The sequence below is a fragment of the Pseudovibrio sp. FO-BEG1 genome (genome assembly GCF_000236645.1).
Taxonomy (GTDB): Bacteria; Pseudomonadota; Alphaproteobacteria; order Rhizobiales; family Stappiaceae; genus Pseudovibrio.
Genome location: NC_016642.1, coordinates 1,964,993 through 1,981,725 on the forward strand (window position 1 = coordinate 1,964,993; position 16,733 = coordinate 1,981,725).

11 protein-coding genes are annotated in these 16,733 nt (G+C 52.3%); 9 read left to right on the forward strand and 2 right to left on the reverse strand.

Features of this window, described 5'->3' with window-relative positions; translation table 11 throughout:
• Positions 1-4 precede the first annotated feature (4 nt).
• From tssG to PSE_RS09070, 9 genes are all read left to right on the forward strand, one after another.
• Complete coding sequence (tssG, locus tag PSE_RS09030) at positions 5-994, forward strand: type VI secretion system baseplate subunit TssG (protein WP_014284556.1); 990 nt, start codon at positions 5-7, stop codon at positions 992-994.
• An 8-nt stretch (positions 995-1,002) separates the two neighbouring features.
• Entirely contained in the window at positions 1,003-2,502 is a 1,500-nt protein-coding gene (tagH, locus tag PSE_RS09035) for a type VI secretion system-associated FHA domain protein TagH (RefSeq protein WP_014284557.1), read from the forward strand.
• Positions 2,503-2,567: 65 nt separating this feature from the next.
• Positions 2,568-3,128, forward strand: coding sequence for a type VI secretion system lipoprotein TssJ (tssJ, locus tag PSE_RS09040; protein WP_014284558.1), 561 nt, complete (start codon positions 2,568-2,570; stop codon positions 3,126-3,128).
• A gap of 29 nt (positions 3,129-3,157) precedes the next feature.
• Positions 3,158-4,507, forward strand: coding sequence for a type VI secretion system baseplate subunit TssK (tssK, locus tag PSE_RS09045; RefSeq protein ID WP_037036601.1), 1,350 nt, complete (start codon positions 3,158-3,160; stop codon positions 4,505-4,507).
• Complete coding sequence (gene icmH, locus PSE_RS09050) at positions 4,507-5,325, forward strand: type IVB secretion system protein IcmH/DotU (protein ID WP_208998124.1); 819 nt, start codon at positions 4,507-4,509, stop codon at positions 5,323-5,325. The genes tssK and icmH overlap by 1 nt, the downstream gene beginning before the upstream one ends.
• Positions 5,326-5,340: 15 nt before the next feature.
• Entirely contained in the window at positions 5,341-8,040 is a 2,700-nt protein-coding gene (gene tssH, locus PSE_RS09055) for a type VI secretion system ATPase TssH (RefSeq protein ID WP_014284561.1), read from the forward strand.
• Between the two features lie 10 nt (positions 8,041-8,050).
• Positions 8,051-9,616, forward strand: a complete 1,566-nt coding sequence (locus PSE_RS09060) for a sigma 54-interacting transcriptional regulator (RefSeq protein WP_208998125.1) — start codon at positions 8,051-8,053, stop codon at positions 9,614-9,616.
• 2 nt (positions 9,617-9,618) lie between these two features.
• Positions 9,619-10,476, forward strand: coding sequence for a type VI secretion system-associated protein TagO (locus PSE_RS09065; protein WP_041768198.1), 858 nt, complete (start codon positions 9,619-9,621; stop codon positions 10,474-10,476).
• A 29-nt stretch (positions 10,477-10,505) separates the two neighbouring features.
• Positions 10,506-11,405, forward strand: a complete 900-nt coding sequence (locus PSE_RS09070) for a pentapeptide repeat-containing protein (protein ID WP_014284564.1) — start codon at positions 10,506-10,508, stop codon at positions 11,403-11,405.
• A 543-nt stretch (positions 11,406-11,948) separates the two neighbouring features.
• Here PSE_RS09070 and ptsG read toward each other — a convergent pair.
• Both ptsG and ptsP read right to left on the reverse strand, forming a co-directional pair.
• Positions 11,949-13,658: a PTS glucose transporter subunit IIBC gene (gene ptsG / locus PSE_RS09075; protein ID WP_014284565.1), complete on the reverse strand. Its 1,710-nt coding sequence runs from the start codon at positions 13,656-13,658 to the stop codon at positions 11,949-11,951.
• A 100-nt stretch (positions 13,659-13,758) separates the two neighbouring features.
• Complete coding sequence (ptsP, locus tag PSE_RS09080; RefSeq protein ID WP_014284566.1) at positions 13,759-16,311, reverse strand: phosphoenolpyruvate--protein phosphotransferase; 2,553 nt, start codon at positions 16,309-16,311, stop codon at positions 13,759-13,761.
• Positions 16,312-16,733 lie beyond the last annotated feature (422 nt).

The window sequence follows — 16,733 nt, forward strand, 5'->3', positions numbered from 1 at the left end:
TGACATGCAGTTTAATGCTCGCAGCTGGTCCTTCTTCCAAGCTGTTGAGTTGATCCAGCGTTGCTATGACGAAAGCAATGAGGTTGGTACGCATCTTTTGCCAAAAGATGAGAAGATCAACTTCAGTGTTATGCATTCTCTCGGCTTTCCGCTCTCTGATATTGCCAGTATCGAGAAACGAGATGAGGCAGAAGAAGGTGACGAGTCGATCAGTTATGCTGACTTCAATATGGAAGTCACATTCCTTGGCTTGCATGGTTCAAGTTCGCCGCTTCCCTCTTACTATCAAGAGGTCATAGCCAAGTATGATGCGCAGGGCTCCTTGATGAAGGGGTTCTTTGATTTCTTCCATAATCGCCTTGTTGGCCTCTTGCACCGTTCCATGCGCAAGTATCGCTTTTACGTGCGTTATGAACCTGGGGCGTTGGATCCGTTCTCTCAATGGGTGTTCTGCATCTTCGGGCTTTCAGATCAGGAAGCTCGTCGCAAATCCCCGATCAATTGGGCGCGCTTGCTTACATTTGCAGGTGTGTTGGCCTCCCGCAATCGCTCACCGGCTGCCATTGCCAGTGTCGTCTCACATGCCTTTTTTCATAAGGATGTTGAAGTGGAAGAGTGGATCGCTCGTAAGGTGGACATTCCTGCTGCTCAACGCTCTGAACTTGGACAGCACAATATGCTTCTGGGTGAAGACACCATTATCGGGGACAGCGTTTCCGATATCTCCAGTAAGTTCAATATCTTCATCAAGAACCTGAGTTTCGAGCGCTTTCAGGACTTTCTCCCGCATGGGCGTGACTACAAGGCCCTACGAGATCTGGTGGAGTTCATGCTGCGCGACCAGCATGCCTACGACATCAAACTGGAACTCGCGCCCAAACAGGCCGCACCTGTTGTGCTTTCCGATGAATATCAAGGACGGCTGGGTTGGTCGACGTTTCTCGACAAAGGGGATGAGAGCCCTCGCGAAGTTCTCATTTCAGCGCGGTTGTAGGAGGTAAAATGAAGCTGGTTTTAGTCATCAACAACACCTCCACGTTAGAGAACGGCAGCAAAGCCACCGCTACGTTTGAGAAAACCGGCGGAAGTATCGGTTCTGGAGCGCAGTGCCATTGGCAGCTGATGGATAGGCACAACTCCGTCTCCCGTGAACATGTGCGCGTGTTCTTTCAGGATGGCGTCTATTGCGCAGAAGCCGTTGGTGATGAAGGGATCATCGTAAACGGTTCAAACCGGCCAATTCCGTCCGGGCAACGCTTTCGCATTTCAGATGGTGATGTCTGGAAGGTTGGGGCGTTTAAACTGACAACCTATGTGGTCGCTGAAGGAAGCGAACTGGAGGACCACAGCGAGCAGTGGGCGGGCCGGTTTGCAGCTATTGATACCATCGTGTCAGGGCATTTGCAGGATGAAGACGAACAGTCTCAAAGCAACATTGAATACATCTTGGCTGATCGCCTTGAGAGCGATCTGAGCGAAGACTTTTTTGCGAGCAATCAACGCTCCAACGCGCTTCTTTGTGATCCGGTTGAAGTTCTTGACCAGCAAGATGAAGAAGGCCTGCCGGGAAATCAGGACCCTCTCTTCCAACTCAATCACGACAGTGAGCCGGAACAGCAAGAGCAGGATGAAGATCTTCTGGGCACGCTGGGATTGCAACCCGAATACAGCGGGAAGGCGGTGGGTATCGATGACCCTCAAGCGCATCACCGCCTCATGATTATGCCCCAAGCAAAAGGAAACCACGCAATGTCCACGACGAGTACAGAGCCGGTTGACCCGGAAATGGATAGCTATCTTGAATCCCTGACGAACTCGGGCGGGCAGGAAATGCTGGTCAGTGATATTCAGGAGACCGAGAGTTGGCATGGGTCGGTTTCTTTATCTGAAACGGGCGAAGAAGGCATGGTGGATCACGTAGTGCTGCGTCCACTCCTTTCAGCATTGGGACTACCGATTGGCGATATGAGTTTGCCTGAGGCAAACCGCATTACCCAAGAAGTTGGTGCGGCTTTGAAGACTGCGATTTCCGGTCTGATGTCCATTCACGCTCAGCAGTGGGAAGATCGGTCTTCCATGAACGACACCCATTTGCATCCGGTGGAAGACAACCCAATCCGACTGGCGCAAAGCCCTGAACAGGCAATTGAAGATTTGCTGCTTGTTCAAAGCCCTGTGCACCTGAATGCACCATCCGCCATTGAAGAGAGCCTCATGCAAATTGAGTTGCATGAGAAGGCAAGCCGTATCGCTGCTGACGAAGCTTTGGAAGCGGTTCTGTTTGGTCTCTCTCCTGAGAACCTGACCAAACGCTTTGCGCGTTACAAAGGGCATGCGCCTCGTACAGGGGACCTCGATAGCTGGAACTGGCAGATGTACGAGCACTACTACAATGAAATGCGTTCGGGTCGACAGCGCGGACTAACCCGCATGTTTTGGGAGATCTTCCGACAGGTTTACGACCGTGAGATGCGCAGCCATCAGCTCTGTGCTGCGGAGTAAGCGGGATGGCGGATCAGTACACCCAATACCTTCAGCTTCCAAAATAATAAGGCGGCAAGCAGAAAATGAACTGGGGTTGGACACAACACGCGCTCCTGAAAAAGAGCTTCCACTTGGTCTGCATGGTCGCAGCACTGCTGGTGCTGGGCGCATGCGAAGCGCAGAAGATACCTGAGAAGGTTTTCAAAGTGGTTATGGATCCGGGCATTCCAGTGGGAGAGCCCAAAGACCAGCCGAGCTTGATTGATGTCACCATTTTCTCTGAACCGGGATCAAACAAGAACGATCTTGGTGAGAGTGTTCCCATTGATGTCTGGGTCTTTCAGCTGGGTGATGACGGTAAGTTGCTTCAATCCTCGTTTGAGGAGGCGACGGAAGACTATGAGAACGCTCTTGGAACCACCTTTGTTGACGTGAAAGAGGTTCAGGTCATGCCTGGGGAGTCAAAGGTTGTGACAGAACTGGAGCTGGACAAGGAAACGGTCTTTATCGGTCTGGTTGGCGGATATGCCAAGCCTGAGAAGGTCGACTGGCGTGCTGTTGAGAAGGTCAAGCCCAAGGGAGAGACGTACAAGCTACTTGCTGTGATCAGCAGAAAAAAAATTATCACAAACCTGCATCGATAGGTTTGAGAGCAAATAGGTTTATTTAGATTATGTCACTGCGAAATCATGTAATTTGGCGAGATGGCTTGTTTTTGAAGCCCCACCATTTTCAGCAGCAACAGCGATACTTGGAGCATCTTATCCGCTCTCGCAGCGAAGCTATTGATCCTTACCAGCATGGGGTGAGCCGGTTGGAGATCAATAAGGAAAGTCTTCTGCATGGCAAGCTGCTCGTTGATTATGTGCTCGGCATTTTCCCCGATGGCACGACAATTGATGTGCCCGGCGAGTCCATGGCACCTGCACCTTTGGATGTGAGCGGTGAAAATGTCGTGGGTCAGACCGTTTATCTGGCTTTGCCACTGCGCTCAAATGGCGTGCCGGAGGTCGAAGATCCGCTTAATCCTCAGGATGCGACCAGAATGCGCGCCTTCTCTCAGGATGTGCGCAACAACACCAGCTCAGACACAGAACCTTTCATGGTGGATGTGGCACAGTATCGTTTACGCCTGATGCTGGAACGCGAAGATCGCTCTGCTTTCACTTGCTTGCCGCTGACACGCATTAGGAACAAAAACTCGGATGGCAGCGTTGTGCTGGATGACGAGTTCCTGCCAATGGCCTCGACTATCGATGCTCAGCCGCGTTTGCGCAAAACGCTTGATGATCTGGTGGGATTACTGCGTCAAAGAGCAACGCACATTTCAACGCGTATGGGGACGCCCGGTCAAAGGGGGGTCTCGGATGTCTCCGATTTTCTTATGCTGCAAACGATCAACCGGCTCTGGCCTGAATTTCGGCATACATCATCGCTTAAAGGCGTGCACCCAAGAGAGCTTTACAAGATCTTTTCTGGTGCAGCAGGAGAACTGGCGACGTTCACCAATGAGCAGCGGATGCCTACGTCCTGGCCTGCGTATCATCATGAAGAGCCGCAGGTTTGCTTCGATCCGGTGATTAGTTCATTGCGCCAATCACTGTCGACGATCTTTGAAGCGAACGCGATTGCGCTGCCGTTGAACAAACAGAAGTACGGGATCATTACCTCTCCGCTCAATGATCGCTCACTGTTGAACTCAGCAATCTTCGTGGTTGCTGTGAAAGCAAGCATGGAGCTTGAAGAGCTGGCAAAATCCTTCCCGGCACAAACCAAGGTCTCTTCCATTGAGCGTATTCGTGAGCTGATCCATCTGCATTTGCCGGGTGTGGTTCTGCAGCGGTTGCCGTCTCCTCCGCGGCAGCTGCCTTATCATGCCGGGTTCTCATACTTCCAGTTGGATGCCAACTCAGCAGGCTGGCAATACATTGAAAACGCGAGTGGTTTTGCATTCCACATTGCGGGCGAGTTTGCTGATCTACAGCTGCAGTTCTGGGCTATTCGCAATGAAAGGACGGCATGATGAGTGAAGTCGCAAATCTGTTTGACGCTAGCGATCCTGAAGTTGCAGAGGATGTGCCTGTCGCAACAGCAGAAAGCGTTCCGCAGAACCTGAAAGATGTTTCTCCGAGACCTGTTCAACACATCAGCTTTCCGATGCGGGGGCACAGCATCAATAAGATCATTGATGCGAGCCAATCATTGTTGGCTTTGATCTCGCGTATCCCGGAAGTCTCAGAAAACAACAAACTGGATTACCTCCATAAGGATGTTCGGGCAGAGATTGAATCTCTGGAACTTGAACTCCAGCGCGAAGGGTTTGACCGGGCGACTATTCTGGCTCACCGCTATTGCCTTTGCTCTGCAATTGATGAGGCGGTGATGTGCTCTCCCTGGGGGCAGAATTCTGACTGGTCAGAGCGCAGCCTGTTGGCTCTATTTCATAGCGAGACCTGGGGTGGAGAAAAGTTCTTCATCGTTCTTAGCAGGTTGATGCGAGATCCGGTTCGATACATCGAGTTGATTGAGTTCTTGTATGTGCTGCTTGGCCTCGGTTTTGAGGGCAAATACCGGGTCATGCACAACGGCAAGCTGCAGCTTGAGGAAATTATGCGGGACGTTCGCCACATCATCCGTCAGGAACGCGGTGAGGGGACTTCTGAACTCGGTCAATCAGAAAACAAAATCATAGAAAAAGCGCATGTTGTTCATTGGCATACGCCTGTTTCCCTAGTTTGGATTAGCCTTTTTATTTTGTGCGCACTGACCTACGTCGGGTTTTATTGGCAGATCGACCAATACACCGACGGCGTTGTCACTCAACTGCGCGAAATGCTATAGTTTTGGAGATCGGGTATGGCTCGACTGGAAATCAAGGCGCTGATTGAGCGTCTAAACCCGTGCTGTCGGCAGGCAATTGAAGAAGCTGCTAGCCTGTGCGTTTCAAACTCGCATCAGGAAGTAACAATTGAGCATTTCCTCATTTCTCTTGCTTCACAACCTGCAGTAGATTTTAGGCTTCTCGTACAAAGCCAGAATGTAGATGTCGACGTTTTGAACGAAGCATTTCGTGCGACGTTCAATCGGTATCGTCGGGTTGAAGCCGACCGGACACCAACCTTCTCGCCGCTGCTTCAGGATTTACTGCAGGATGCCTGGCTAATCGCTTCCGTCGAACAAGGTGAAAAGACCGTTCGCTCAGGGGCAGTGCTGATTGCACTGCTGAATGATCGCGGTCGTTACATGCAGATGGATTACTATCCGCTGCTTGAGCGCGTATCCTCCGACACTTTGCTCCGGCAGTTTGATGAGCTAACTGCGGGGTCATTTGAGAAGGACCATCGTGCCGGGCAGGGTGCTGCTGCAAGTGCAGGCGATACGGCGGATGGATTTCTTCATAAATACGGAACCAACTTCACTCAGCTTGCGAAGGATGGAAAGATTGACCCAATCTTCTGCCGGGACAATGAGATCCGCCAGATTATTGAGATCCTGTGTCGCCGTCGCAAAAATAATCCGATTTGTGTTGGCGAAGCAGGCGTAGGTAAAACCGCACTCGCTGAAGGGCTTGCACTGCGCATTGCAAATGGCGAGGTGCCTGAAGACTTTGCCAATGTCGCGCTATGGGGGCTGGATGTAGGTGCCCTGCAAGCGGGCGCTTCCATGAAAGGCGAGTTTGAAAAGCGCTTGAAGGGCGTGATCGATGAAGTGCGGTCCAGCGCTGAGCCGATCATTCTGTTCATCGATGAAGCCCATACTCTGATTGGGGCAGGGGGCGACCAAGGTGGTTCTGATGCCGCGAACCTTTTGAAACCAGCCCTTGCCAGAGGTGAGCTGAAAACAATCGCTGCAACAACCTGGACGGAGTACAAAAAGTACTTCGAAAAAGACCCTGCACTCACTCGCCGCTTCCAGTTGGTGAAGCTGGATGAGCCGACCATTGATGAGGCTATCATCATCATGCGCGGGCTCAAAAAGGCCTATGAAGAAGCGCATGGCGTTTACATCACTGAAGAAGCTATTGGCGCTTCTGTTCGGCTGGCTGCGCGTTACATCACCGGTCGCCAACTGCCGGACAAAGCGATTGATGTTTTGGATACAGCCTGTGCCCGTGTGCGCGCTGGAGCCAACACTCCCCCAGTAGAACTGCAGGATGTGGAGCAAAGCCTTCAAACCCTGAGCTGGGAGAGGGAAGGCCTGGAGCGCGATCAGCTCACGGCACCTTTAGAGCCTGAGCAACTGGAGCGTCTGAAGGCAATTGCGGATCAGATCAATGATCTTGAAGAACGCAAGCAGGAACTATCATCTCGCCTTGAAGCGCAGGTGGCGCTGGCTGAAAACTTTATCTCTGCGCGTGAAGACTTGTTCCAAAAACAGCCGGAAACGCTGGAAGAAGATACACTGGAGCAAGGCCGCGCTCTGCTCGCCAATCACAAAAATGTGCTGATAGTGGAAGCCGGTTCTGAGCCTCTCATTTCAGTCGAAGTGGGCTCTGCGGAAATTGCTGCCATTATAAGCGATTGGACGGGCATTCCGGTCAACTCCATGGTTCAGGATGATTACCATCGCCTTCTGACACTTGCCGAAACCATGAAGAAGGCTATCAAAGGACAGGACCACGCGATTGATGCCATCGAAGCGCGGTTGCGTGCATCACGGCTTGATCTGCATAAAAAAGGTCAGCCGTTGGGCGTGTTCTTCCTTGCTGGACCTTCAGGCGTCGGTAAAACAGAAACTGCTCTGGAAGTATCGCGCCGGTTGTTCGGTGGCGAGGAGTTCATCACGACCATCAATATGTCTGAGTATCAGGAGCGACATACAGTCTCTCGTCTGATTGGTTCGCCTCCCGGTTATGTCGGTTATGGCGAGGGTGGCGTTCTGACGGAAGCCATTCGCAAGAAGCCATACTCAGTCGTGCTGCTTGATGAAGTTGAAAAGGCTGACCCCAACGTCCTTAATTTGTTTTATCAGGCCTTTGACAAAGGAGAACTGGCAGACGGGGAAGGCCGCCTCATAGATTGTCGCAATGTGGTGTTCTTCCTGACCAGCAATCTGGGCTCAGATCAGATTGAGAACTGGGTTGCAAATGCAGAAGACGATCAGGTGCCGAGCCACGGTTCAATGCTGAAGTCTCTTACTCCGCTGTTTGCTCAACATTTCAAACCAGCGCTTTTGGCCCGCATGGAACCTCTGGTGTACATGCCGCTTTCTGAAGAAGTGCTGGCCGACATTGTTCAGATGCGTCTGGATGATCTTATTGAGCTGCTGAAAGAAACCCAAAAGATAGCTCTCACAATCACCGAGGCTGCATATGGCCGCGTGACGCAAATGTGCCGGGTGGCCTCAAACGGTGCGCGACTTGTTGATCAGGTTATCCAGCGCCAGTTGCTCCCCACTCTCTCCATTGAGATCCTGGAGGCGGGGCATCGCGGCGAGCACATCGCTTCCATCACCATCGACTCTCCAGAAGACGATGGCGGTTTCTCTTTTTCTGCGGTTTTCCAGGAAGATGCGATTGCTGAACCAACCGATGAAAACATATTGGAAGAGGCATAGAGGTGCGGGTATGGACACATCCTCTACAACAGACGCTCTTATGGCTTTCATGGTATGCAGATCAGAAAATGAGCTGCGTGCAAAGGTCCTGAAGACTATTCTGGAGTCTACCAAAGCTCAGGCAATTGCCGTGTATCTGCCGGATGTTACAGGTCGCAAATTAGTCCCTTTTGCTTGCGATGGTGGCTTACCAGTAAGCCGACTGCCAGAGCTTGAGAATGAAGTTGGTACGGAGCGTGATGGAGTTCTGGATGCTTTGCAGACTGAGCCCTTTCATGAGGCGAAAACACAAGGCTTGAGCAAAGCACTCTTCTGCCGACATGGTTCACTCATTGGGCATCGCCTCTTGCTGGAGAGTGCAGAACGAAACAACACGCATCAGCAGGTCTATGTTTTCTTGCTGATGCCTTCAGCAAGCATCACAACGCTTCAAAAAGACCACGCCGCAATGCACGTGTTGTGGCACTCGTATTTCCATCTTTCTCTTCTTCTGAATTCACTGGATACACTGCAGAAAGATGGCGAAACGCAAGCAGTTCAATCGAAAGTGCAAAAGGGGCAGGTGGATGCAATGCTCTCTGAAAGCCTTGTCGGACGGTCTCCGCAAATCGTTCAAGTCAGAGAGAAGATCGCTCAGTTTGCGCAAACCAAGTATGCGATACTGGTGCAAGGAGAGACGGGTTCTGGTAAAGAAATTGTAGCCCGCTCTTTGCATCGTCTGTCTCAGTTCGCTGACGGGCCGTTCATAGCTGAGAACATTTCGGCCCTGCCTGCAAACCTTATTGAAAGTGAGCTGTTCGGTTACAAAAAAGGTGCCTTTACCGGGGCAATGGAAAGCAGAGATGGCCTTGTAAAACGCGCCTCGGGTGGCACTCTGTTTCTGGATGAAATCGGCGATCTCTCCATGGATCTGCAGGTGAAACTGCTCCGAATTTTGCAGGAGAAAAAGCTTCGGCCCTTGGGCAGTGACAAAGATGAGCCTGTCGACTTCCGTCTTGTGTGCGCAACTCATGTCAATCTGCGAGAGGCTATTGAGCAGGGCAAGTTCCGCGCTGACTTATTTTACCGCATCTCCCAGCTTGCCATTGAGGTGCCGCCACTGCGTATGCGTGACGGCGACAGTGTTCACCTTGCCCGCTACTTCCTTCAGGAAATCGCAGTGAGTGAGGGAGATACGCCAAAGACGTTGAGTTCTGAAGCTATGTCACTGCTGGAAGCTGCTGAGCTAAAAGGCAACGTTCGCGAACTTCAGAACTGCATGATCAAAGCCGTCTTCCTTGCTTTTGGAGCCGATGAAATCACAGGCACCATGCTGCGGCAGGCCATGGATGAGCAGATAACGTGTGCTCCAACTGTTCAGAGCAATGAGGCTGCGCCGCAAGGCGAAACTGAAGAACTGATGCTGGCTGAAAAAGGACTTCGAACGGTTCTTTCTGATTTCGAGCACCGACTGTTGAGCAATGCCTACTCTCGCTTTGATGGCGACCGGCGGAAAATGGCTGACTTCCTGCAAATCCCAAAGCGAACTTTGGCAAACAAACTCAGCAGCTTCAAACTATCGAACGGTGGGGTTTGATCATGAGTACGAATAGATTTCATCGTTATTCTGCAAGTGCTGCGCTCGTGGGATTGCTGGCTACAATGCATCCTCTTTCAGCTGAAACCATTCAGATTGACCAGCAGGCGCTTAAACAATGCACGATGACACTGGGGCGCGTTGATCGTTTATCGTGCTTTGATCAGTTGCTTGGTACGCCCCTGGAAGTGCTTTCTGCGGCTGAGCCGCAAGCGGAGTTTGTCGAAAAAGTAAATGCGCCTGCAGGCCCTCTGGAGCAACAAGCAAAAGCAATGGAAAGAATGCGCCGGACTGGTAACTCCAACTGGATGTTCCGCTTCGGCAAAATCGGCTACCCAGCCGTCTTTGAGTGGGAGGATATTCAGGAAGCAAAGCAGCCTGAAAAGACACTTAAGTCTCGTGAAGGTGTCGTGCCAGAAAAAACACAGGCGCTCAGCACGCGGGAGGGGCAGCAACCGGTGATCGAGCCGGGGGCAACCAATGTCTATCTCAGTATGAAAGCGCTGAAATCAGTTGATGAAAGGCATGACCAACCCTCTGCGATCCTGCTGTTATCCTGCGTTGAAGACATCACAACGGTCGCCTTGGTGCTGGATGAACCGCATGCCAAACGACGGATTCCGATCCGGGTGTTGTTGAGGGAGCAGCGTATCGACAATGATGTGTGGCAGAGCGCGGAAAGCAAACGTGTTTTGATCAGTCCGCGCGGCTTAACCAGCATCGCGCATATCAACCGATGGGCTCAGGTGGACCGGGTGCAGTTTGATGTCCTCTCGGATGATGGTTCACGCGCCTACCTCTTTGACCTGGCAAACCTTCGCGAAATGCTGCCGCCACTGCGTCAGGCATGCCATTGGTAACGTTTGATTTTTAGACAGGTTTCATTTCAATGAAGTATAGTTTCCGTATTGCCGTAACGCTGGTCACCCTCGGTTTTCTCACCATCCCGGCCTACCTGATTTGCGACTACCTCAATCTTATCCCCGATGAGTACTCGATGGTTCGAAACCTTGTGGTACTGGCTGGTGGTAAGATCGAGATGTTCCGCGGTGAGTTGCCGGTGCCAAAAGGGGTGCCATATACTCCGATTGAGCAGACATCGGTGTTTTATAACGTTGCTGCGGGTTTAAGTGCGTTATTTACCGTTTTTGTTGCGATTCCTGCGTTCTTATTGCTCGCTTACATTGCCAGCTCCGCTTTTGCCGCTGTGAAAGCAACACGGCGAAATTACGTGCTGGGGCAGTTCACCAAAGCGGCTGAGCTTCTTGAATCTGGCAATGGCGCGCTGCGTGAAGCGGGTATTGTGATCCTCTCCGAGATCGCAAAATCCAATCCGAAAGAACACCATCAAGATGTCCTTCAGCTTCTGGCCGCGCATATTCGCAGTGCCAGTTCATCGCAACGTGCAAACCTGATGGCTGGTAAAGAACACGCCCGGGCACGTGGGGAGTTGATTGCTTCCATTCAAAAAGTTTCTGAACTGAAGAAACTACTCAAGAAGAAAGACCAGAGCATCCAGCTGGATCTAAGCGGTGCCTATTTCCGCGGCATGAAGAACAGCGGCCCTCTGGCTGGCAAGCTTGCCGCCAACGGACCTGACCTGAGCTACTGCTTACTGGCCGACAGCGTCTTCGACGATGCCGACCTCACCAACGCCAACTTCTCAGATGCAAACGTGAGCCGCGCTCGCGTTGAAGAAAAATGGAAATCCCTGTTCTCCGTCGAACAATGGGCAAGCGTCCAGGTCATCAACGAAAAAGGCAAAGTCATCCGCCCTCCGATCAGCTGAGGGGACAAGGCTGTGTAGGTAGTTGGGTCTTGGCTATCGGTGAGAGCATCTAAATCCCAGTCATTAAGCTACTCCATGTCCAAGCTCTAGGTTCAGCATTTCACCATTTCTCGTCTGCATTATTTGAGCTTTGCTAATAGCTTATGTAGAGATTGTGGCCTTCAGTACCTTTGCTCTTCCGGCGGTGGGTTTACACGCTACTTGGCTATATTTTTCACCATCGCCTGCATAATAGGAGTTAGTTGTGGGGCTGCTTCATAGGAAAAAATAGATTTAAGACGATATAGGCTAAGTTCGTGTCATACTTTTTATTGATCAAGTTGATAGATCAGAAAATAAGCAAATGCTCAGATGATTTGCTTTCTGCGCGATACATCTGATTTTTATGTTCGCTTCTCTGCTGTGAAATGAACAGCAGTCGATTACTACATTGGAATGGAAAAAAGCAGCACTCGCCGGGCGGGGAGTGCTGCTTTGGGTGGCGGTGCCTCTGAAGGTTCGGGAGGAGGGTAAACCTCCAAAGGCACCTTGGGTCTCTGTCAGTTAGATCTGAGCAGAGAGATCCTTGGCGAGGGTGGTGTACTTTTCGCCAACGATGAGGTGGAGCGCTTTGTCTCCGGCTTTCATGACCTGAACACCTGCCTGGGACAGGTCCGGCATGGACACACCAGCGATATCGCGCAGTTCAACGCGCACGCGGGTGTTTGCCACAGCTTCAACAGCTACCACGTTATCCTTGCCGCCAAGCTGACTAAAGATCGCGGCTGCATCGAGAGCTTGTTCTGCTGCTGGTTTTGCGGAAGCACCGCCGCCTTGCAGGTAGATCTCCATGTCGGTTTTCAGGTTCTCAGAGGCAGTGCCGAAGATGGCCTGTGCACCGTTGCCAACGCGGATCACACCGCGGGCGCCGAGGGCTTTCAGGGCAGCGTCGTCAACCTTGGAAACATCAGCTGTGCTGACGCGCAGGCGGGTGATGCAGGCGTCCAGATTGGTGATGTTGTCTGCACCGCCGAAGGCTTTAACCAGTGCTGCGGACATTGCGTCTTCATCACCGGAGGCAACAGCAGCAGATGCTTCAGTTGCAGCTTCACGGCCAGGTGTTTTCAGGTTCAGAGCTACGATGAGAACACGGAACACAGCGTAGTACAGAGCCGCATAGCCCAGACCAAACACGACCAGCATCCAGCCGTTGGAGGAGAGTGGGTAAAGCAGAACGTAGTCGATGAAGCCGTGTGAGAAGGTCATGCCGTGCTTGATGCCGAGCATGATCATCAAAGAGTAGCCAACACCTGCCAGAATTGCGTGTGCAATGTAAAGAACTGGCGCAACGAACAGGAACGCAAATTCGATTGGCTCGGTGATACCTGTCAGGAAGGAGGTCAACGCTGCGGAGATCATGATACCGCCAACCATGGTGCGGTTTTCAGGCTTCGCGCAGTGCCAGATTGCCAGTGCAGCAGCAGGCAGACCCCACATTTTGAAGAGGTAGCCACCAGCCATGTTACCAGCAGTCGGATCACCAGCAAGGTAGCGCTGGATTTCGCCGGTGACGGCCTGACCGGTTGCCGGATCGATGTAGGAACCTGCTTCGAAGAAGAATGGAACGTTCCAGATGTGGTGCAGGCCGAATGGGATCAGCGCACGTTCAATCACACCGTAGATAAAGAACGCAACTTCTGGGTTTTCTTCAGCAGCCCAACGGGAGAATGCGTTGATGGCACCACCGATTGGAGGCCATACGAACGACAGGATAACGCCGAGGAAAATACAGGCGAATGCTGTGATGATCGGAACAAAGCGCTTACCAGCGAAGAAGCCCAGATAATCCGGCAACTTGATGCGGAAGAACTTGTTGAACATGAACGCGGCCAGCGCGCCCACGAGGATGCCGCCGAACACGCCGGTATCGATGGACGTGATGCCGAGGATCGGTTTGGTTTCGATGGCAAGTGTTTCTGCAACAACGCCCATTGTCGCCAGAAGAACACCGTAGCCAACCACAGCAGCAAGACCGGCTACGCCGTCGTTTTTCGCGAAGCCAAGAGCAACAGCAACTGCAAAGATGATTGGCAGGTTGCCGAAGATCGAACCACCAGCCTGCGCCATCAGATGGTTGATGAACTCCGGAATGAACGGCAGGTCAGCAGCGCCGACGCCGAGAAGGATACCAGCAGCTGGAAGAACCGACACTGGCAGCATCAGGGACTTACCAACCTTTTGTAAGGCACCAAATGCGTTTGAGAATGTACTCATTGTTTTTCCCCCAGAGTTGCATGGTGTGCGAACACGCCATGCCCCCTGATTTTGTTAGGCATTCCCGTCTGGAACGCCAACTCCCACATTTACTCCTGCATCACTGGTGTGACTTGAGGAGATCTTTCACGTCACTGGTATCCGCGCAGTCCAAAGCTGCTTGCGCGAGCTTGCGGGACTCCTCCATGGATACAGTGCGAACTGTGTGTTTCACTTCCGGCAGCGCAGGTACGCTGACGGAAAGTTCTTTAACGCCGAGGCCGATGAGGATCGGTACGGCTTCAATCTGACTGGCGAGACCGCCACATACGCCAACCCATTTGCCTGCGTCTTCTGCGGCTCTAACGGTGAGCTCGATCATGCGCAGAACGGCTGGGTGCAGGGCATCTGCACGGGCTGCGAGGCCTGGGTGGCCGCGGTCGATGGCCATGACGTATTGGGTGAGGTCGTTGGTGCCGATGGAGAAGAAGTCGACTTCCTGCGCCAGCTTGTCGGCCATGAGGGCGGCGGATGGCACTTCGATCATGATGCCGACTTCAACGTGCTCAACACCGAGGTTTTTCTGCTCTTCACGCACCAGTGCGTTGACGGCACGCAGCTCGTCCAGGGCGCTGATCATTGGGTACATGATGCGAGTGTGGCCCTTGTGAGCCTGAGAGAGGATCGCGCGGACCTGACGGCGCAGGATGCTTGGGCGCTCGATGCCTATGCGAACACCGCGTACACCGAGGAACGGGTTTTCTTCATGCGGCATTGGCAGGTATGGCAGAGGCTTGTCGCCGCCCACATCCAGTGTGCGGATGATGACAGGACGCTCTTTGCCCATAACCTCAAGAATTGCGCCAACTTTATCGGCTTGCTCTTCTTCGGTTGGCTCGTTGAGACGCTCCATGTAGAGGAACTCAGAGCGTAGTAGGCCAACGGCTTCAGCACCGGCTGCAACAGCCTTTTCGGCGTCTTCTACGCTGCCGATGTTGGCTGCGATTTCGACCTGAAAACCGTCTTTGGTGATAGCTGGTTTATGCGCGTCGCGCTGGTATTCTTCAGCCTGTTTCGCAGCATTTTCGATCTTCTTGGTGAAGGCCGCTTGCTCTGCGTCTGTCGGGGCAACTTTGATCTTGCCGCGTTTGGCATCCAGAAGCAGAACGGTGCCGTCTGCCAGATCCTTCATGGCGTCTTCAACGTTGACAAGATAAGGCAGATCGTTAGAGCGCGCGATGATAGCTGCGTGAGAGGAAGAGCCGCCGTGAGTGGTGCACAGGCCGACGATCTTGGTCAGGTCCAGTGCAACGATTTCGGATGGTGTGATGTCTTCCTGAAGGAGGATCGTACCTTCTTCGAGGATTTCACTACCATCATCAACGCCGAGCAGCTTCTTCAAAACGCGCAGGCCAATGTCGCGCACGTCGGCAGCGCGGCCTGCCAGCAGAGGGTCGTCCATCTTGGCGAGGGTTTCTGCTTGTGCCTCATAGGCCAGCTTCCAGCTCCAGGCTGCGCCCTGACCCTTGGCGATGTCGGCCAATGGCTTTTCGGAGAGTTCCGGATCGGAGAGTAACTCGATGTGAGCGTTGAAGACTTCTGCCAGCTCTTCCTGACCGTTCTTGGTCAGGCGATCAATGATGCTTTGCAGGTCTGCGATGGAAGATTTAACGGAAGCTTTGAAGGCTGCACGCTCTTCAGCAGCGCCGATGCTTTCGCTGGTGACTTCCGGTAGAGCTTTGTTGTGCTTGACCAATTTGCCGATGGCGCGGCCCGGTGATGCGGTGAAGCCAATGAGAACGCCTTCTTCGCCAGACTTGACTTGAAGCAGCGGCGCTTCTTCCTCAACCTCTTGCTGTGGGGCTTCAGAGAAGCTGGTGATTTCTTCGCCAAGACCTGCCTTCACAGCGGCGATAACATCAGCCACAACCTGTTGTGCATCCGGTCCAACAGCTTCGATTTCCAGCGTATCACCCAGCTTTGTTTTCAGGGACATGATGCCGGTGACTGAGGAACCGCTGCAGGTTTTGCCGTTGACGGTGAAGGTCACTTTTGCATCGGCTTTGCGCACTTCAACAGCCAGGCGAGCAGCTGGACGGGCATGCAAGCCGGTGGCATTTGGGATCTTGATGGAGCCGGTGATCGCAGGGCCGGTTGGCTCTATGGCAGTGTCCTGCACAGGGGCGAATGTGCCTTGAGGATCGTTGCTGCTTGGGACGGTGAAGACGACCTGATTAAGGTCTGTCTGGACGCTGCCAAGGGGAGTAACTGGGGTGATTTCCTGACCGCTGGTGATAACAACTGCGGACTGGACGGAAACACATTCGCGGGCGATGACGTCGGCGTCGAAGGTGATAAGTGGCTGACCTTGCTCGACCTGATCTCCCTCAGCGACGTGCAACTCGAAGCCACGGCCTTTCAGAGCGACGGTGTCGAGGCCGATGTGCATCAGCAGTTCAACGTCGCCTTGCTGCAACGTAACTGCATGGTGTGAATTATGAATTTGAGTTATCTGACCAGCAAATGGGGCGTAAAGAACATTGTCGATCGGGTCGATGGCAACGCCATCACCCATCATCTTTTCGGCAAACACCGGATCGGGCAGGTCGGTGACAGCCTGAACAATGCCCTTCAAAGGCAAATTGATGGAAAATTTGTTTTTTGGATCCTTCACCGTTTTATCTCCCGATTATATTAGGTGAATGCGCGCCTTCTTAAGCTTCGACTAAGTCTTGAAAGGACAAGAGGCGATTTTTACGCGAGGATCATTTGGGCGAGGCCGCGCAACAATACGTAAAAAGACTAGTGTTACGAGGTGTTACGAATTGTTACAAAGGGAAATATTTCTCATTACATAGAGAATGACTTACTTATAAAACTCAGGTCTAATCTATTAGATCTGTAAGAAAGATTAGTTTGAGTTCTATACTAATATATATCTTGGAATTACATGCGGATCAGAGCGTGCCCTTACGCATTTGCAACAGGTTTGTAACAACAGCTTGATACATTACAGGCCAAGTTTTTCACGCTGTTTTGCCCGCAAACTGCTCAAAGTCAGATTGTAACAGACAGAAACCGACTGCATCCGCACCT

Excerpts from the sequence above, each read along its gene's own strand:
- PSE_RS09070 (WP_014284564.1), top strand. The coding sequence starts at position 10,506 with ATGAAGTATAGTTTCCGTATTGCCGTAACGCTGGTCACCCTCGGTTTT.
- tssH (WP_014284561.1), top strand. The coding sequence starts at position 5,341 with ATGGCTCGACTGGAAATCAAGGCGCTGATTGAGCGTCTAAACCCGTGC.
- icmH (WP_208998124.1), top strand. The coding sequence starts at position 4,507 with ATGAGTGAAGTCGCAAATCTGTTTGACGCTAGCGATCCTGAAGTTGCA.
- tssJ (WP_014284558.1), top strand. The coding sequence starts at position 2,568 with ATGAACTGGGGTTGGACACAACACGCGCTCCTGAAAAAGAGCTTCCAC.
- ptsG (WP_014284565.1), bottom strand. The coding sequence starts at position 13,658 with ATGAGTACATTCTCAAACGCATTTGGTGCCTTACAAAAGGTTGGTAAG.
- PSE_RS09060 (WP_208998125.1), top strand. The coding sequence starts at position 8,051 with ATGGACACATCCTCTACAACAGACGCTCTTATGGCTTTCATGGTATGC.
- PSE_RS09065 (WP_041768198.1), top strand. The coding sequence starts at position 9,619 with ATGAGTACGAATAGATTTCATCGTTATTCTGCAAGTGCTGCGCTCGTG.
- tssG (WP_014284556.1), top strand. The coding sequence starts at position 5 with ATGCAGTTTAATGCTCGCAGCTGGTCCTTCTTCCAAGCTGTTGAGTTG.
- tagH (WP_014284557.1), top strand. The coding sequence starts at position 1,003 with ATGAAGCTGGTTTTAGTCATCAACAACACCTCCACGTTAGAGAACGGC.
- tssK (WP_037036601.1), top strand. The coding sequence starts at position 3,158 with ATGTCACTGCGAAATCATGTAATTTGGCGAGATGGCTTGTTTTTGAAG.